This is a genomic window from Lacihabitans soyangensis, from assembly GCF_024343775.1.
Classification (GTDB): Bacteria; Bacteroidota; Bacteroidia; order Cytophagales; family Spirosomataceae; genus Leadbetterella; species Leadbetterella soyangensis.
The window spans coordinates 76,718-96,075 of sequence record NZ_RJUF01000004.1 but is presented as its reverse complement, the minus strand read 5'-3'; the positions used below and the strand labels follow the sequence as shown (position 1 = coordinate 96,075).

Annotated in this window: 14 protein-coding genes and 1 tRNA gene; 10 read left to right on the top strand and 5 right to left on the bottom strand. The window is 37.1% G+C overall.

The genetic code is table 11. From position 1 onward, the window contains the following. Positions 1–102 precede the first annotated feature (102 nt). The 4 genes from araA (at position 103) to EGI31_RS03250 (ending at position 5,647) form a co-directional block, all read left to right on the top strand. Positions 103–1,569 (top strand): L-arabinose isomerase, encoded by a 1,467-nt coding sequence (gene araA / locus EGI31_RS03265; protein ID WP_255035718.1) that lies wholly within the window; start codon positions 103–105, stop codon positions 1,567–1,569. An 86-nt stretch (positions 1,570–1,655) separates the two neighbouring features. Beyond that, positions 1,656–2,384 carry an L-ribulose-5-phosphate 4-epimerase gene (locus EGI31_RS03260; RefSeq protein ID WP_255035717.1) on the top strand — a complete coding sequence of 243 codons (729 nt, stop codon included), beginning with the start codon at positions 1,656–1,658 and terminating at the stop codon, positions 2,382–2,384. A 416-nt stretch (positions 2,385–2,800) separates the two neighbouring features. Continuing rightward, a complete protein-coding gene (locus EGI31_RS03255; RefSeq protein WP_255035716.1) occupies positions 2,801–4,456 on the top strand; it encodes a sodium/sugar symporter in 1,656 nt (551 codons plus the stop codon). 45 nt (positions 4,457–4,501) lie between these two features. Next, the gene (locus EGI31_RS03250; RefSeq protein WP_255035715.1) at positions 4,502–5,647 is read left to right on the top strand and encodes an aldose epimerase family protein; all 1,146 of its coding nucleotides are present in this window, start codon (positions 4,502–4,504) and stop codon (positions 5,645–5,647) included. Positions 5,648–6,047: 400 nt separating this feature from the next. Here EGI31_RS03250 and EGI31_RS03245 read toward each other — a convergent pair whose 3' ends face one another. Then, positions 6,048–6,338, bottom strand: a complete 291-nt coding sequence (locus EGI31_RS03245) for a LytTR family DNA-binding domain-containing protein (protein ID WP_255035713.1) — start codon at positions 6,336–6,338, stop codon at positions 6,048–6,050. A gap of 13 nt (positions 6,339–6,351) precedes the next feature. Further along, positions 6,352–8,736, bottom strand: a complete 2,385-nt coding sequence (locus EGI31_RS03240) for a DUF4114 domain-containing protein (protein WP_255035712.1) — start codon at positions 8,734–8,736, stop codon at positions 6,352–6,354. A 590-nt stretch (positions 8,737–9,326) separates the two neighbouring features. On the opposite strand from EGI31_RS03240, the gene EGI31_RS03235 reads away from it, so the two are divergent. Continuing rightward, positions 9,327–10,496, top strand: a complete 1,170-nt coding sequence (locus EGI31_RS03235; protein WP_255035711.1) for a dipeptidase — start codon at positions 9,327–9,329, stop codon at positions 10,494–10,496. Between the two features lie 462 nt (positions 10,497–10,958). On the opposite strand, the gene EGI31_RS03230 is transcribed toward EGI31_RS03235, so the two are convergent. Next, positions 10,959–12,389 carry an MFS transporter gene (locus EGI31_RS03230; protein WP_255035710.1) on the bottom strand — a complete coding sequence of 477 codons (1,431 nt, stop codon included), beginning with the start codon at positions 12,387–12,389 and terminating at the stop codon, positions 10,959–10,961. A 22-nt stretch (positions 12,390–12,411) separates the two neighbouring features. Continuing rightward, complete coding sequence (gene hflX, locus EGI31_RS03225) at positions 12,412–13,659, bottom strand: GTPase HflX (protein ID WP_255035709.1); 1,248 nt, start codon at positions 13,657–13,659, stop codon at positions 12,412–12,414. A gap of 680 nt (positions 13,660–14,339) precedes the next feature. On the opposite strand from hflX, the gene smpB reads away from it, so the two are divergent. Together smpB and EGI31_RS03215 are read left to right on the top strand one after the other, a co-directional pair. Further along, on the top strand, positions 14,340–14,789 hold the full coding sequence (gene smpB / locus EGI31_RS03220; protein WP_255035708.1) for an SsrA-binding protein SmpB: 450 nt from the start codon (positions 14,340–14,342) through the stop codon (positions 14,787–14,789). 146 nt (positions 14,790–14,935) lie between these two features. Continuing rightward, positions 14,936–15,439: an HNH endonuclease gene (locus tag EGI31_RS03215; RefSeq protein ID WP_255035707.1), complete on the top strand. Its 504-nt coding sequence runs from the start codon at positions 14,936–14,938 to the stop codon at positions 15,437–15,439. Positions 15,440–15,582: 143 nt separating this feature from the next. Here EGI31_RS03215 and EGI31_RS03210 read toward each other — a convergent pair whose 3' ends face one another. Further along, positions 15,583–15,711, bottom strand: a complete 129-nt coding sequence (locus EGI31_RS03210; protein ID WP_255035706.1) for a hypothetical protein — start codon at positions 15,709–15,711, stop codon at positions 15,583–15,585. 148 nt (positions 15,712–15,859) lie between these two features. Between EGI31_RS03210 and rpsA the strand changes: the two genes are divergently transcribed. The 3 genes from rpsA (at position 15,860) to EGI31_RS03195 (ending at position 19,334) form a co-directional block, all read left to right on the top strand. Beyond that, complete coding sequence (rpsA, locus tag EGI31_RS03205; protein ID WP_255035705.1) at positions 15,860–17,683, top strand: 30S ribosomal protein S1; 1,824 nt, start codon at positions 15,860–15,862, stop codon at positions 17,681–17,683. Positions 17,684–17,831: 148 nt separating this feature from the next. Continuing rightward, positions 17,832–17,905 (top strand) — tRNA-Cys (locus tag EGI31_RS03200). Positions 17,906–18,134: 229 nt separating this feature from the next. Then, positions 18,135–19,334 carry a c-type cytochrome gene (locus EGI31_RS03195; RefSeq protein WP_255035703.1) on the top strand — a complete coding sequence of 400 codons (1,200 nt, stop codon included), beginning with the start codon at positions 18,135–18,137 and terminating at the stop codon, positions 19,332–19,334. Positions 19,335–19,358: the final 24 nt, after the last annotated feature.

The window sequence follows — 19,358 nt, the reverse complement described above, 5'->3', positions numbered from 1 at the left end:
ATTTTTTTACGAATTGAAATAATTAATATAACTTAAATACATTAACATATTAGAAAAGAAGGCTTTGTGAGCTATGATTCTATGTGTTGAATAATACCAAAAATGATAAACCTAAAACAATACGAAGTTTGGTTTGTGACTGGCAGCCAACATCTTTATGGAGAAGAGACTTTACGCCAGGTGGATGAACATTCAAAAGTAATTGCAAATGCCTTGAATAGTTCTACTGAAATACCAGTAAAAGTAGTTTTTAAGCCTGTAGTAAAAACCCCTGAAGAGATCCTAAGTATTTGTAATGAAGCAAATTATGCTCAAAATTGCATTGGTATCATTACTTGGATGCATACTTTTTCTCCCTCTAAAATGTGGATAAAAGGGCTAACTTCTTTGCAAAAACCTCTTTTGCACCTTCATACCCAATATAACCGTGATATTCCTTATGCCGAAATAGATATGGATTTTATGAATCTCAATCAGTCGGCACATGGAGATAGAGAACATGGTTTTATATTAACCAAAATGAAAATCAACCGCAAAACAGTGGTGGGTCATTGGGACTCGGCAAGTGTGAAAGCAAAAATTGGTGTTTGGGCTAGAGTTTGTTTGGGTAGAAACGAAATGAAAAACCTGAAAGTGGCTCGTTTTGGTGATAATATGCGTCAAGTGGCAGTAACCGAAGGCAACAAAGTATCGGCTGAAGAGAAATTTGGGATGGCAGTGAATACTTATGCAGTTGGAGATCTGGTACAAGTAATTTACCAGATTTCGGATGCTGAAATTCAGAATTTGATAAAAGAATATGAAGCCACATATCAAATGATGTCTTCCTTGAAGGCGGACGGAGGAATGCGTTCTTCTTTGATAGAGGCTGCAAGAATCGAGTTAGGAATCAAGGCATTTTTGGAAGATGGCGGATTCGGAGCCTACACCAATACTTTTGAAGATTTGCACGGCATGCGACAATTGCCGGGCATAGGTTCGCAACGTATGATGGCCGCAGGCTATGGTTACGGTGGCGAAGGCGACTGGAAAACGTCAGCCATGGTGCGTGTGATGAAAGTAATGGCATCTGGACTGAAAGGCGGCACCTCGTTTATGGAAGATTATACCTACCATTTTGATCCTGCTAATCCTATGGTTTTGGGGTCACACATGTTAGAGATTTGTCCAACTATAGCTTATGGAATAGTAAACTGTGAAGTGCATCCATTGGGCATTGGCGGCAAGGAAGATCCTGTAAGATTGGTATTTAATGCTTGTGCAGGACCATCTATAAATGTAAGTTTGATAGATTTGGGAAGTAAATTTAGATTGTTGGTAAATGAGGTGGAGGCTGTAGAAGTTACAGAGAAATTTCCAAAATTGCCCACTGCTCGTGCTTTGTGGAAACCACTTCCAAACATGGAAATTGGTTTACAAGCATGGCTCATGGCCGGTGGAGCACACCATACGGTTTTCAGTCAAAACTTAACAACTGAATACCTAGAAGACTTTGCAGAGATGTTTGATTTGGATTTGGTTGTGATAGATGCAGATACTAGGATTAGGGAATTGAAGAGGCAGCTTTAAAGCCCCCTGACCCCCAAAGGGGGAATATTTTTGCTACATATAGCATTTATGTGGAAATTGATAGAAATGATATTACTTGGGAATCAATGGAAATAATTATAAAACCCCCACTGGGGGATTGGGGGCTACTTAAACAAGAATGCTTCGAAGCCAACATGCAATTGCCCAAATTGGGCTTGGTGCTGTTTACTTTTGGTAATGTAAGTGCGGTAGATAGAGCCAATGGTGTTTTTGCCATTAAGCCTTCGGGGGTGCCTTATGAGGAATTAAAATGGGAAGATATTGTAATTATGGATTTTGATGCCAAAGTGGTAGATGGTAAAATGAGACCTTCGTCCGACACCAAAACCCATGCGTTATTGTACAAAACTTGGGATGATATTGGTGGCATTACGCATACGCACTCCACACACGCTGTGGCCTGGGCACAAGCCGGTATGGACATTCCGATATTTGGGACTACACATGCCGATCACACACATCAGGATATTCCTTGTGCTCCAGCATTGTCAGACGAAATGATTAAAGGAGATTACGAACACGAAACTGGCAACCAAATTTTTGGTATATTTGAGCAGAAAGGTTTGAGTCATAAAGAAGTCGAGATGGTGCTTTTGCAAAACCACGGTCCTTTTACTTGGGGAAAAGACGCCGCAAAGTCGGTTTACAATGCAGCTGTGCTCGAAGAAGTGGCAAAAATGGCGATGTTGACCTTACAAATAAATCCTAATACCCCCAGGTTAAAAGATTCTTTGAGGATGAAACATTATGAGCGGAAGCATGGAAAAGATGCTTATTATGGGCAGGGGTGCTAAAAGCCCCCAACCCCAAAGGGGAGCAATTGTAAGCTATTATGATTTCGAAATTTTTGCGTAAGGGATGGTAGCGGTTACCCCGCAGGAGCCGACCTAAGGAGGCGACGAGGAGTAAGAGCGAACAGCCCGACCCCGGAGGAACGGAGGGGATACGCCCTTTAAATGAAGGAATGATTGAAGGAAATAATGATTGAAGGATAGAATTAAGGAATGATTGAATGATAGAATGAAATAATGATAGAATGATTGAATGGGTGATTGAATGAGGAATAGAATTATTGATTGGAAAGTTGGATAGATTTTGGTTGGCGGCAAAAGCTCACAACTCGCAACTCACACGTCAATACTCATAACTCTCCACTCATAACTCACAACTCAGAACTAAATAAAAAAACAACCCTAAATAAAAAAACGATATGAAACTTGGATTGGAGACGCTCGATTATTTAATTTTTCTGGTATACTTTGTTATAGTAGCCACTTATGGTTATTGGGTCTATAAAAATAAAGGCAAACAGACCGCCGACTCAAAAGACTTCTTTTTGGCAGAAGGTTCGCTCACTTGGTGGGCAATTGGTGCCTCATTGATTGCTTCTAATATTTCAGCTGAACAGTTTATTGGTATGTCGGGACAGGCATTTCAGCTGGGTTTGGCGATATCGGTGTATGAGCTTTTGGGTGGAGTTTCCCTAATTATTGTTGCAGTGTATTTTTTGCCGATGTATCTCAATAATAAGATTTTTACGATGCCGCAGTTTTTGGCAAAACGATACGATACACGCTTGGCTACCATCATGGCTGTGTTTTGGCTGTTTTTGTATATCACTGTAAATCTTACCTCGATTATCTATTTGGGAGCCTTAAGTTTGGAAAAAATGACAGGTTTTGGTTTTATGTCATGTGCGTTTTTTCTTACGGTTTTTGCGATCATAATTACTTTAGGTGGGATGAAAGTTATTGGCTATACCGATGTGATCCAGGTGGTTTGTTTGGTGATTGGCGGTTTGGCTACGACATATTTGGCTCTAGATTTATTGTCCAATAGAGTGGGGTCGGGTTCAGGAGTATTTGAAGGCCTAAGCTTGATAAAAGAAAAAGCTGATAGCCATTTGCACATGATGTTTAGTCCTGGTCAATACTCGGTGCATGACGGTAAGGGAGGTTTTATAGATGCATACCAACAATTGCCGGGCATCATGATGTTTGTAATCGGTGGGCAATGGGTTAATAATCTTAATTATTTTGGTTGCAATCAATATATTACTCAAAGGGCATTAGGTGCCGATTTGAAAACAGCCAGAAACGGTCTGTTGTTTGCCTCAGGTTTGAAAATGCTTATGCCTTTTATAGTGGTGTTGCCAGGTTTGGCAGCGTATGTATTGTTTCAGGAAAATGCAGATCCAGCAATTGTTAATGGAATCACGCAAAACGGCATCGTAAAACCCGATAATGCTTATCCGGTCTTATTAAATATTTTACCAACTGGGTTAAAGGGCTTGGCTTTTGCGGCTTTGACGGCTGCCATTGTGGCAAGTTTGGCAGGTAAAGCAAACAGTATTTCGACGATTTATGTATTGGATATTCACCAGAAGTTTTTCAATAAAAACATGAGTGAGAAACAGACTGTAAGAACTGGTAGAATTGCGATTTTGGTTTCGTTTGCAATGGCACTGTTGATAAGCCCCTTATTGGCCAATTTTGGACAGGCTTTTGAATATATACAGGTGTATACGGGGTATATTTCTCCAGGTATTTTGTCGATTTTCCTTTTGGGTTTCTTCTGGAAAAAAACTACAGCCAATTCTGCTTTGGTTTCGGCTATTTTAAGTATTGCTTTGAGTAGTTTGATAGCTTTTGTTTGGCCAGATTTTCCTTTTATGAATCGTATGGGCGTGGTTTTCTGGATTTGTACTTTGGTGATGATTGCCATCAGTTTGGTTGAATCTAAAGGAAAAGAAAGCGAAAACGCATTTGTAGTAAATAAAGAATGGTATAAAGTTACACCTGAGTTTAGATACGGAACTATTGCCATCCTTGCTGTTTTCTGTGTTATTTATTATATTTTTTGGTAAGAATTTCTTAAGAATTTCATATAAATTTCAACCTCAATTAAAACAATGAAAAAATTATTAATCGCAATTACTGCTCTGGTGGCATTTGCATGTAACAACAATAAAACAAACGACAAAACAATGACGGAAAGCAATATTTCGGAGGCACCATTTGGTGTTTTAGCTTCAGGAGATAGCGTAAAACTTTACACTTTAAAAAATTCCAACGGCATGGAAGTAGCCATCTCAGATTTGGGTGGAACTATTATTAAATGGACAGCACTAGATAAAGACGGCAAACTTGAAGACATCACCTTGGGTTCGAATAACCCTGAGGATTACCTTACAAGTACCAAATATTTGGGTGCTCTAATCGGAAGATTTGGTAATAGAATAGCCAAAGGAAAATTTAGTTTGGATGGCAATGATTACACCTTGGCAGTAAATAATGGACCGAATGCTTTGCACGGAGGTTTGAAAGGTTTTAATGCTGTAATATGGAAGGCAACTCCAATTGAAGGTGCTGAGCCAGGTTTAAAATTGACGTATTTGTCGAAAGATGGAGAAGAAGGATATCCTGGGAATTTGAACGTGGAGGTGGTATATACTTTAAAGGCCGACAATTCACTATCGATAGATTATACTGCCACAACCGATAAAAACACAGTGGTTAACTTAACAAATCATGCCTACTTTAATTTAAAAGGCGAGGGCAAAGGCGATATTTTGGATCATGAAATTGTAATAAATGCGGATAAGTTTTTGCCAACAGATGCGGGTTTGATACCCACAGGTGAGTTGAAACCCGTTGCTGGAACTCCCTTTGACTTTACTTCATCACATTTGATAGGTGAGCGAATCAATGACACCACAGATATTGATATCAAATTGGGTGGAGGTTACGACCACTGTTGGGTATTTACTGATCAAAGCAATAAACTGAAGTCAGTGGCAATGGTTACAGAGCCTGTTTCGGGTCGTACTATGGAAGTTTTGACAACAGAACCTGCCGTGCAGTTTTATACAGGTAATTTCTTAAACGGATCAGCGACAGGAAAATCGGGAGTGAAATATGAGCGTAGATATGGTTTTTGCCTAGAAACACAGCATTTCCCAGATTCTCCCAATCAAGCTGCTTTTCCAACGACGGTATTGAAGCCTGGCGAAACATATAAAACTACCACTGTTTATAAGTTTGGTGTGAAGAAATAAAAAATATGGTCAATAAGCGGTCAGAAGACATTCGGACCTGAAATTAGAAGTAAATTGAAGCCACGAATACACGAATTTTTTTGTGTGTTTGTGGTTTTTTTCTTTTTATAGTCAGACGATAGTCGGACCTACTAATGCAAAGTCAGTTCTCTTCATAAGTACAAATTTGAGCATTCTTTGGGTTTTTTAACCACATAGTTCACAATAGGAAATACATCATAGGCACAAAGAAATAATAGTAAAAAAGAAATTCTCTATGACTATATTTGAATTTCAAGACAAATCAATGCAATGTGGCCTATAAGGTTTTAAAAAGAGCATTTTATTCCTGTTTTTACAAAAAGACCTATTACAGGAGGAAATTCATTTACAAAATTAGTGTTTCTAAATCCATTACTTATTAAACAGCAATCATGGTTTTTCTTCTTCTGGAAACCCTTGTTTTTGTGCCATCACTCATAAATATTAAGGTTGTTTTCCCCTCCTCTTTTAATTCCGAAATATAGTTGGGATTTAGTAAATAGGCTCTATTAACTCTTAAAAAACCAGTGAGTTCAGATTTCTCTTGATGATGTTTCAATGTAAATCCCGAGATTTCTTTTTTTCCATTTTTAAAATTAAAAATAGTGTAATTAGCGTCAGCTTTTAAATATATGATTTCGTTTGGTTCAACAATTTTAAGATTGTGCATGTTTTTGTTTAATTTAATTGTTGTTCTGACAGCCCCTTATTTCAGCCTTTAAAACCGTGCCAGGCTCCGCAATAAAGCCAGTTTTGAATTCTATAGAATTAGCCGCTGTGTATATTGTTCTAGCATTAATTTTATTTTGGTTTTCTACTTTTAATGTAGATGATGATTCATATCTTTCTTTTGAATATGAATTTCCCGCTATAGTTTGATTACTATCACAATTTCCACTTTTAGTAAAGGCAATATTATTTAATTTAACATCAAAAGGTATGTAATCTACATTGTTACTAATTACTGAAAAAGTAATTGCATTTATATCATTTCTGTTAATTGGTTGATTGTCAGATCCTCTAAAGTCATCCATGTTAATATAGAATCTTTTAGTTGTACTATCCAATTGAACAATAATTCTAGATTGCTCAAGCCATTGACTGACGCTTTCTTTACTTATAACTATTTCAAGCCAATTGATACCCGACCCAGTAAATTGTAAATATTGAAATTCAGTGAGATTAACAGGTTTTAATCCAATTTTTAAAGGTCGGTGCATAGAAAAATAGTTTTTAACCTCTCCTGTGGCTACAATTCCTCTTTCAATCCAATATTTTTCAATATTTCCTTCATTTATTTTAGTATGAGGATTTACTGTTAATGTATTGTTTCGGATATTATTTGATTCAAAGTTTTCTACCCAAGCTCCATCAGCAAGATAAAATGCATCTACCTTTGGTTCTCCAATTTTTTGAATATTAAATCCGGCATCAAAAATTCCATTTTTGTTTAATATAAAGGTTTGGTCAAGGGCATTTGTTAAAGAAATTGTATCGTTGAATACAATAGAAGGCGAATTTTCGCTTTGTCGGTAAGTTCCCCAAATATTTATAAGTCCAGAGGTTTTAGGATTATTTCTAATGTTCAGATTTATTTTCCCTTGATTGTAATATCCAGACTTTAGGAGAATTGAAGGTGGTGGGGTAAACAAATATATAGTATCAATTGTGTTTGATATTTGAAAATTTTCAATAATCTTTTCAGCCAAATAAAAAACCTCCGTTGGTTTTACTCCCCAAACCTGGAAATTTATATATTCAGAATTGGAAGGAAAATCTGAGACATTCCAATGGCTGTTGTAGCGGTATCTGTTGTTACTTAATTTTTGAAATGAAAAACTTAAAGCAAATTCTGTTATTTCTTCCTCTTTTTTTAATGTTATTAAAGTAGCCGGGTAAATTCCATTTATGTTTATATCTCTTGTGTTTTCTAAACTTGCACCAGCCACCCTGTCGCAAATTGCTTTAGTGTGTACGTAAACGCTTGTCAAGGTTTTAGTTGATAGACAAACCGCTCTTCTTTCCGAGGCCAAAAAGTAATCAGTACTTAATACATCAACTGCATTTGTTAATTGAATTAAATCGGTTGGGGTAGATATATAAGAAGTCGAAGAGTCTAAACCAAAAGACGGTATGAATTCTTGTAATGCTGAAGTTTGTATTTGATAATTATACTTTGTTAGTTTTTTTGGTTCGTCAAAATTAATTTTAGGGTTTATCAATTCTTTGTTCACATTTCTTTTTGCAATTTGTTGGGCAAGCGAACCATTACTTTCGAGTCCTCCGATATTTCCAGTACTTATTTTTGCACCTGGTTCTGTCGTAGTATTTATATTCCCTAAATTTATTGCTGTATTTGGTGTTGCAGTTATATAAAATATTGCATCATTAAAATCATTATCACATGATGAATTATCTCTTCTGATATCTTCAAAACCCAATATAATTCTGTTAGTTATAGGCTCATTTAATAATACATTGTGATATCTTAAATTTACATTTGCTTCTGGATTTAAAATATAATTGGAGTATAATTTCCAAAGACCGTTACCAACCAATCGAGTGCTAGGATTCCAAGCATTGGCTAACAAAACCCAACCGATACCTGTATTCGGTGCAAATCTTCCTAATTTCACCTTATCACCTGCTATTAATCCTCCACCACTATTGAGACCTGAAACATTTGGGAAAATAATATTAATTTGATTGGCATTAGGAACTGTAGTTGGAGGATTGCTTAGGTCATATGTATAAAATCCAAGTGTGTTCATATATCCTGCACCTTCTAACACAAATGTTACCCATACATCAGCAGAGTCTGAACCGTTTATTTCAATATTGGTTTGTGCCCCATTTTGAATGTAATGAGGGTTATAACTTGGAACTGGGTATCGTTCTGGCAAAGAAGTATTTACAGTATTTAAAAATGAAGTACTAATTACATCTCGTGGTGTTACTAAGTAATTCGGAACTCCTTGATTGTTGTAAGTGCCCATGTAATTATAAGCTTGCGAAAAACTTCTGAAACTGATAAAAATAAGTATGAAAAGGAGTATTTTTTTTTTCATTTGTCCCTAAATGCATTGTGAAATATTTCAAAACAAGTTTCCTGCCATTGAATACAATTTCTTAAAATTCTTATTCAACGGTGTCAGAATAAATTTATCTTAAAGCTCCATGATATTATCCAACTTTGCAGGTCGAAACCATCCTGTCCTTAATTGATAATTAGACTACTTAACCATGTTTAAACCATTCCAATTGATGAATTCGTGGTTTTTTATTTTGCAAGTGGTCAGACTATAGCCAGATTTGAATATATATATTAGCAATTATTAGAAAAATCAAATTAATATTTTGCCACGAATACACGAATTTTTTTGTGTGTTTGTGGTTTTTTTCTCATTATGTTCAGACGATAGTCGGACCTACTAATGCAAAGTCAGTTCTCTTCATAAGTACAAATTTGAGCATTCTTTGGGTTTTTTAACCACATAGTTCACAAAAGGAAATACAACATCGGCACAGAGAAATTATAGTAAAAAAGAAATTCTCTATGACTATATTTGAATTTCAAGACAAAGCATAGCATAGCTATCTGACCTATGTGGTTAGAAATTGAGCATTTTCTCCCTATTTTTACAAAAACAACCTAATCATGAAAAAAATTTTTAAAATACTTCTTGGTCTCGTCTTGGTAGTTTTGCTTTTCGCATTTCTATTTGTGCCGAAAATAGTAGACAAAAAATTCAATACTGTTTCCGAAAAACCACCTTACAAAGTTGACAAAGATGCTCAAATGCTATATGATTCTTTAGATTTTGTAGCAGATATGCATTGCGATGCTTTACTTTGGGAGCGAGATCTTTTACAAAAAAATGATTTCGGATCGGTAGATATTCCTAGAATGTTGGAAGCCAACATGGCCTTACAGGCTTTTACAATAGTTACCAAGGCTCCAAGAAATATGAATTTCGATAAAAACACTGGAGAAACGGATCAAATTACCCTTCCATTTATATTACAAATGCGACCAATTGCATCTTGGTTTAATCTTACCGAGAGAGCTTTAACACAATGTGCGGCATTGTATGATTTCGAGAATAAATCTGAAGGGAAGTTTAGGGTAATTTCCTCTGTGAATGGTCTGGAAAGTTATATTTCTGATAGAAAGTCAAACAGAAAAATTACTGCCGGATTTCTTGGAATAGAAGGTATGCATGCTCTAGATGGCAAATTAGAGAATGTCGATGTTTTATACAGGGCAGGGGTAAGAATGATGTCGCCGGTACATTTTTTTGACAATGAGCTCGGCAGTTCTGCTCATGGTGTGGAACATGGCGGATTAACGGCTTTTGGCAGGCAAGTAATGAAGAAAATGCAAGATAAAAATATGATTTTGGATGTTGCCCATTGCTCGCCAAAAATGGTGGATGAAATTTTACAGATTACAACAAAACCGATCGTCAGCTCCCATACAGGTGTGCAAGGCACACACATGTCTGTAAGAAATATCTCCGATAACCACATAAAAGGAATAGCAAAAACCGGTGGATTAATTAGTATAGCCATGTTTGAACCCGCCACTGGGAATAAAACACCATCTTCTACGGCCAAGGCAATCAAATATTGCATTGATTTAGTAGGAGCCGATTATGTTGCCTTGGGGTCAGATTTTGATGGAGCCATAGAAATTCATACCGATGTGACAGGTTTGCCGCTTTATGTAGAGGAATTACTTAAATTGGGAGTTTCTAATGCAGATATCAAAAAAGTAATGGGAGGAAATGTGAAAAGGTTTCTTCTGGAGAATTTACCTAAAAACTGAGTCATTCTTTCGTTAAATATTTGCCGCGAATTCAATTTGTATATTTGTGGCAATTACTTTAGGCAAGCGGTCAGACGCTAGTCGGACCTGAAAATAAGTGAGATATCTACCCCTCTTTCAACATGAACTTGTCAGACTGCCACGAATTCACGAATTCAATTTGTGTATTCTCGGCATTTTTTTTAGCGAGCGGTCAGACAACAGTCGGACCTGAAAGTAAGTTTGATAGATTAAACCGACTTTTGGCATGAAGTATTCAGACGCAAGGCAGACCTAAAAGTTAAGTATGAGAGTATACCGTCTTTTGGCATGAAGTGGTCAGACGCCAGTCGGACCTGAAAACAAGTATGTCAAATCAGATTTAAATCAAATCCAAAATTTTCCAACCAAATTTTCGAAACAAAAAAAAAGCAGCAGAAATATAAACCTCTGCTGCTTTTTATTTAAACTACTTCCTTCAAATCAATGCCCACCTTTCACATTGGCCACTTCTTTGTCAAAATCAATATTTTGTTTTCTTAAAACTTGCTGAACCCTAATGCCAAACCAGAATAGGTAAGAAAAACAAGCCACGGCCAGTAAATAAGAGGTTTGAATACCTACGGTATCAGCAATAACGCCCTGCAAAACAGGGATAATCGCTCCACCCAAAATCATCATAATCATAAATGCCGAGCCTTGATTGGTGTATTTTCCTAGGCCAGCGGTGCCCAATGAAAATATACTTGGCCACAAAATAGAACAGAAAAGTCCACCACTAATTAAGCTAAACAAGGCAATTTTTCCAGTGGTAAAAACACCAATTAGGGTCATAATGGCACCAACTCCTGTATAAATCAGCAAAGTCCGAACTGGTTTTTCTTTCGCCATGAAAAATGAAACAATCATTACTATTACACAGAAAGCATATGGATATAAATCGCTCACATCTCCGCTCATGATAGAGTTTACATATAGTACAATACCAAAAGCTATGAATGGTACCACTACCCAAAGGATTTTCTTCAGGCTGTCTGATAACCCAAAGTTACCCACAGAGGCTGTCCAACGGCCAACCATCATACTTCCCCAGAAAAGAGATACATATTTGGATACTTGTGACGAAACCAAGCCTTGTGTTTCTTTCAGATATTCCGGCAAATTACTCCCGATTGTTACCTCTACACCTACGTACACAAATATCGCACTCATACCCAATATTAACTGTGGGTATTTTAAGGCTCCAAGTCCAGCTTCTACATGCTCATCGTTCGTGATTCGAGGAAGTTTCGAGATCCAGAAAAATACTGCCACCAATACAAACAAACCACCGAGTAGGAGATAAGGAACTTTTACAGATTCAATTGTTGCACTCAATGCTGCCTCAGGAGAGATAGAACCAAAGATGGCATAAGAAACAATCAATGGTCCAATGGTACCACCAAAGTTATTTACAGCTCCACCCAAGTTTATGCGGGTAGCACCTGTTTCTGGAGGTCCCAAGGCTATCATAAATGGCTGAGTGGCAGTTTGCTGCAGTGAGAAACCTAATCCTACTACAAAAAGTGCAGTTAAGAGCAAAAAGTAAGACTTAGTCTCAGCAGCTGGATAAAATATAAGTGAACCTACTGCAGATATAATCAAACCGTAAATGATTCCATTCTTATAACCAATTTTATTCAAAATATCTGTTTTCATAATACTTGAAAGTATCAAATACAAAACTGAGCCCACAAAATAGGCTGCATAAAAAGCAAAGTCTACCAACTGGGCTTGCCATTGTTGTAATTCGAATTTTTCTTTAAAAAGTGGAATCAATATTCCGTTTGAGGCAGCTACAAAACTCCAGAAAAACCAAACGGTCATCAGGGTATACAGTGCGGGTAAATTGGTTGAGGTGTTTTTGTTCTCCATTTTTAGGGTTATTTGTTTATTGTTAGTTTACTTCTGATTCATCTTGCCATTCGTAGAACACGTTTTTGGCGGCATCCCAGTTGGGATAAATCGTAAAATGCTTTTCTCTTACAAGTTTGAAAATCACATCTCGTAATTCGGCAATATTTTCATTTTGTGTAGCTGAAATAAAAACTACATTTTCGGCATTTTTTTGTAAATATCCGGTTTTGAGTCTTTCCAAGTTTATTCTTAAATCCTCCTCAGTTGCCAAATGTCTGTCCAAACCTTCTACGGACAGCGGTTTGTATTGGTCCAGTTTATTAAAAATAATTACCGTAGGCTTATCTTTGGCATTTATATCCGCAAGTGTTGCATTTACCACATCTATTTGTTCCTCAAAAGAATCATGCGATATGTCCACCACATGGAGCAAGATATCTGCATCTCTTATCTCGTCTAAGGTTGACTTAAAGGATTCAATAAGGGTGGTCGGAAGTTTTCTAATAAACCCTACAGTGTCGGTTATCAGGAATGGGATGTTGCCTAAAACCATTTTTCTTACTGTCGAATCTATGGTTGCAAACAACTTATTCTCGGCAAATACCTCTGTTTTGGCTAGTTTTTGCATCAATGTTGACTTACCGACATTGGTGTAACCAACCAATGCGACTCGCACAAGCTGGTTTCTTTCCTTTCTTCTCGTGGCCGATTGTTTATCTATTTTCTCCAATTTCTCTTTTAGCAATGCTATTCGATCTTGAACAATCCGCTTATCGGTTTCAAGTTCCTTTTCTCCGGGACCTCTCATACCAATACCTCCTTTTTGCTTGCTCAAGTGCGACCACATACGCGTAAGTCTGGGTAGGAGATATTTGTACTGGGCCAATTCCACCTGTCTTTTGGCTTGGTCTGACTGTGCCCTTTGTGAGAAGATATTCAAAATAAGCAAGCTTCTATCCAGCACTTTAATATTCTCAAACGCCTTTTCAAGGTTTCTTACCTGCGAGGGACTCAGTTCATCATCGAAAATAATCGTATCAACTGGATTTATGGTTATCCATGCTTGTATTTCTTCTAGTTTTCCCTTACCCACAAAAGTCTTTTGATCGGCAAAGTTGAGCCTTTGTACAAATACCTTCTTGGTTTTTACGCCAGATGTCTCTGCCAAAAAAGCCAGTTCGTCAAGATATTCTTTAGTTTTTTCGGCATTTTGTTTTTGTGAAATCAAACCCACCAAGATGGCCGTCTCTTGGGGTTTGGTGGTAGACAAAAGAGGTTTATTCTGCAATTCCTGAGTTTTTACTATTGTTGTAAGTATATTTTTAAGGACCAATGATTTCTTTCAATTTAAAATGACATCATCAAGTCTATTCTCCTTATTTTGATCATTAAACCTAATCCTCCTCGTTTCAGAGATGATTGGTAACGTTAATGATAGACACTTTCATGCTATTTTTGACAAAAAGGTAAGACAATATTAATCAATTTTTCCTGTCATTCTTCTTTTTTCTTGGGCCAATATTCTGGCATCATATAAGTTCACTTTGGTTGAATTTTGTCAAGAATTTCCCAATATTATTGTAAAGATCTTAAAATCAATGGGTTAATTTGCTCGAAAAAAATATTTTTATTTTTTTTATCTTCCTTAAAAAATATTGGCACAGTATTGGTAAAGGATAATAACATAACAGAAAGTTATTAAACGGAGCTAAAAGCCACATTTAATACTGTAGAATGTTAAAAAACGGAGATTTGATTGGAATTTTATTTTTCGCTTTTTACATTTGCTAACTCGAATCTAACACAGACAAAGATATTAGAGCAGAGCTCTTAAAGACTTAATCCCTCGTAAAGGCCTATGGCCAGCACATGGATTATTAGGAAAGCACGTAAGTCGGAATCCCTGTCACTATCATTGAGGCAGGGATTTTTTTGTTACTTTTGTGTCCCATTTATTTCTCTTCAAAAATGAAATTTGTCAAAACTACGGATATCTCTAACAAAAAAGCCCGCTTCGAGTTTGCATTTCTCGAGGAATATTCGGCTGGAATGGTACTCACGGGTACCGAGATAAAATCAATTAGAGAGGGAAAAGTTAGTATGGCCGATGCTTATTGTTTTTTTCAAAAGAACGAACTTTTCGTTAAAAACCTCAACATTTCGAAATACGACAACGGTACCTATAATAATCACGAACCACTGAGGGAGCGTAAACTTTTGCTTAATAGAAAGGAAATAAAGAAACTTATTAGTAAACTCACGGACAAAGGCTTAACCATTATACCGACCCGTATCTACATCAATGAAGGCGGCCTCGCCAAACTGGATATTGCCCTGGCAAAAGGTAAAAAACTGTACGACAAACGTGAAAGTATTAAAGAAAAGGATATTTCTAGAGACAGAAGTAGGGAGGAGTAGGTAGTGAATTGCCTAAATGTCTGGTATTGAAAGATTTGACCATTCAATATTATTTTCTTATTAATTTCATTTTAGGTATTCATATTTCAGAAAGAATTCATTAAATTGCCTGACAATTAGTCTATTATTCAAAAACCTAATTGTTTATGGGGCGGAAAGTGTTAATTCTAAATGCCGACTACAGAGCCATTAGCATCTGTACAGTTCCAAAGGCTTTTCTACTGGTCTATCTCAACAAGGCCGAATTAGTTGCCGAAAATCCAAAAGACAAAATTCGAACTATCAACAAAAACTATCCTCTTCCATCCATTATTCGTCTTAATTCTTACGTCTCAGTGCCATTTCGCAATGTTGTCATGACACGGCAAAATATCTTCAAAAGAGATAACAATACTTGTGCTTATTGTGGGAAACAGACCGACTTGACCCTCGACCACGTAATGCCCAAGTCGCGTGGTGGTAAGACCCATTGGGAAAATCTCGTGACTGCTTGTAAGCGTTGTAATTCCGAAAAGGGTAGTTACACACCAGAGGAGGCCAAAATGAACCTGAAAATTAAACCTTTCAAACCTACTTTTTTGATGTTTGTTCGGGATTGCTCAGGGAACCTAGAGGAGAATTGGTTGCCGTTTTTGAGTAAGAATAGGTAGAGTCTCAGTTGCTTTTCTTAATCTATTCTTTTATCAAATTATATATGTTCAGTTAATATTCAGTCACGTCACTTTGTCTGACTTTGTGTAAATTTGGGTCTTTTGTCAGATATCTTTCAATATGATTCATTACTGAAGAATTTTTATGAAGTCATACTAATGATCATGAGGTGCATCGGTGTTGGCTGAATAGTATCCACCTTCACTGAGCCAATGGTGGCCGAGCGAAGCCGATGGTGGCTGAGCGGAGCCGAAGCCTGATTTTTAACCATTTACCTAAAAAATCTATACACTTTTCTTGCATATTATATCAAATTCCCTACCTTTGCACTCCTTTTTAACGAGGAATTATCAATTTTTAATCAATTTCAGTAGAAAAGCTCGGTCTATTGATGTAATAATGAGCAGTTTAATTCATATATGACAAATCAAACATTTCCTGATTTCGATTGGGAGAAAGTAACAAAAAAAGGCATTGGTGGAGGATACACCGCTGCCGAGAAAGCAGATTTAGAAGCAGTTTACGGTGAAACTTTCGCCGCAATCGAAGAAAAAGACGTAGTAGATGCCCTAGTGGTAGGTATTACTGACAGAGAAGTTTTGTTAAACATCGGATTCAAATCAGATGGTATCGTTTCTCGTTCAGAATTCCGCGACTTGCCAGATCTTAAAGTTGGTGATAAAGTGGAGGTTTTCATCGAAAAACAAGAAGATGCTCTAGGTCAATTGGTTATTTCTCGTAAAAAAGCCAGAATCCTTACAGCTTGGTCTAAAATTGAAGGTGCTCTTGAGACTGACATTATTGTTGATGCCTTAATTAAGCGTCGTACAAAAGGTGGTCTTATTGTAGATATTTTTGGTATTGAGGCGTTCTTGCCAGGTTCACAAATCGACGTTAAACCTATCAGAGACTTTGATGTGTTTGTAGGAAAACGTATGGAAGTGAAAGTGGTTAAGATCAACCATACCAACGACAACGTAGTAGTATCACACAAAGTGTTGATCGAGAAAGACCTTGAGTCGCAACGTCAACAAATCCTTACTAACCTTGAGAAAGGACAAGTATTGGAGGGTGTGGTTAAAAACATCACTAACTTCGGTGTATTCATCGACCTTGGTGGCGTAGACGGTTTACTACACATCACGGATATCTCGTGGGGTAGAGTAAATCACCCTAACGAAGTATTGAATCTTGACGATAAAATCAAAGTGGTTGTTCTTGACTTTGATGACGACAAGAAACGTATTTCATTGGGTATGAAACAATTGGAGTCGCACCCTTGGGATTCATTAGCTGAAGGCCTTGAAGTGGGATCTAAAGTGAGTGGAAAAATCGTAAACATTGCTGATTACGGTGCATTCCTTGAATTGAAGCCAGGTGTTGAGGGTCTAATCCACGTTTCAGAAATGTCATGGTCACAACACTTGAGAAACCCATCTGATTTCTTGCAAATCGGTGACGATATCTCAGCTGTAGTATTGACTATGGACAAAGACGAAAGAAAAATGTCATTGGGTATCAAGCAAATGACAGAGGATCCTTGGACTAAACAAGATCTTTTGGCTAAATATGCTATCGGTACAAAACATAAAGGAACAGTTCGTAACCTTACTAACTTCGGTCTATTCTTAGAGCTTGAAGAAGGTATCGACGGTCTAGTTCACGTTTCTGACCTTTCTTGGACTAAAAAAATCAAGCACCCATCTGATTTCGTTAAAATCGGTGAAGAACTTGAGGTTATCGTTCTTGAGTTAGACGTTGACAACAGAAGATTGGCTCTTAGCCACAAGCACCTAGAAGAAAACCCTTGGGATACTTTCGAGACGGTATTCGAGGTAGGTACAGTACATGAGTGTAACATCGTTGGTAAAAACGACAAACAAGTTACCTTGGAACTTCCTTACGGTATCGAAGGACAAGCTGGTCTGAAAGCTATAGCTAAAGAAGACGGAACGCTTGGCGAGATGGGCGAGAAACTTTCGTTTGAAGTAATCGAGTTTAATAAAGAAGAGAAGAAGATTGTTCTTTCTCATACAAAAACTTGGGAAGTTCAGAAAGAAGAGCCTAAGGCAGAGAAGAAGAAAGCTCCTGCTAAAGCTACAGATAAAGTGAAATTGCCTGAAATGGAGAAATCTACATTAGGTGACTTATCTGCTCTTTCAGCCTTGAGAGATCAACTTGAAAGCGAAGAGGCTTCTCCAAAAAAGAAAGTAGTTAAAAAGAAAACATCTGATGAGGCTTAATCTCAGTTTTTCTCAAAAATAATTTTTCTTCAGAAATGGCTGTCTATAAGGCAGCCATTTCATTTTTTAAGAAAAAATTAAGAATAATCTAAAATAATTTTGGCAAAACAGCTATTTGGTCATAAATTTGCATTCCTTTAAATAAGAGGGTCCTGTGGCCGAGCGGCTAGGCAGAGCTCTGCAAAAGCTTCTACAGCGGTTCGAATCCGCTCGGGACCTCCAAAAATTTGACAAAAGTCAAAATCTAAAATTAATACCATTTGATAGGTTAGTAGTAACTAATTTTCAAGTGGTATTTTTTGTTACAAACAATTCATTTTCAATAGGTTGCATTCTTATTTAAAATGATTCTAAATTTTTTTAATTCAAAAAAAATCACATTACATATTTTGATAAAATGCATTCCTCCCTTAGCTTTGTACTCTCAAAAATTGCAATATTATAATTAAAAATGATAAATAATATTTCGAAAAAATTACTCACTCTTGTAGCCCTCGTTTTTGTTTTCACATTAAACACTTTCGCCCAAGATGGTGATGCTGCTGCAGGGGAAACTCTTTTCAAAAATAACTGTGCTCAATGTCATGCCGTAGGTGCGGAAGTAGTTGTGGGTCCTGGTCTCGCTGGAATCGAAGAAAGAAGAGACTATGCTTGGTTGAAGAAATGGATTAATAATCCTGCCTCGGTTATCTCAAGTGGAGATAAATATGCTGTTGAATTATACGAAAAATTCAACAAAACGCAAATGACTGCCTTTCCAGCTTACGGAGATGCAGAAATCAAAAACATATTGGCTTATGTGAAGTCTGCTAATGCTGCTCCAGCGGCAGCTGCCCCAGGTGCTGCCGTGGCTGCTCCTACTCAAGAAACATCAGGCGGAAAATTCTTCAATATAGTGCTTGTTGCTTTATTGGTAATTATGGGTCTTGTACTTGTTGCTCTCCTAGCAGTTCTAAAGTTATTGTCTACGCTAGCCAAGGGAGAGTCAATTGAAGGTACTCCTTCTGCAATGGATAATCTAAAATCTGCTTTGAAAGGTCTATCGGCCAACAAAACTGTGGTAACTGCGGTTATCTGGATGTTTGTGCTTTTGGGTACTAAAGCTACATTGGATGGTTTGTTTAAAATTGGTGTTCACCAAGGATACGCTCCAACACAGCCAATCAATTTCTCTCACAAATTGCATGCAGGTGACATGGAAATCAACTGTGCTTACTGCCATACTGGTGTTTATAAAGGTAAACAGTCTGGTATTCCTTCCTCAAGCATATGTATGAACTGTCACAATGCCATTAAGAGAGAGTCTCCAGAAATTCAAAAAATATACACTGCTATAGAGAAGAATCAACCTATTCAGTGGGTACGTGTTCACAATTTGCCTGACTTGGCTTATTTTAATCATGCTCAACATACCAATGTAGGTGGATTAGATTGCGAGAATTGCCACGGAGATATCAAAAATATGGAAGTTGTTCAACAACGCCATACACTAACTATGGGCTGGTGTATAGACTGCCACAGAAAATCTGATGTGAACTCAAAAGGAAATGCTTACTATGATGCATTGCTTACGGCTCACAACAGCACTTCTAAGGAGGCTATGAAAGTAGAGGACATTGGTGGTTTGGAATGTGCCAAATGTCACTATTAATTATTTTTTTCAAGTAATAAAGAG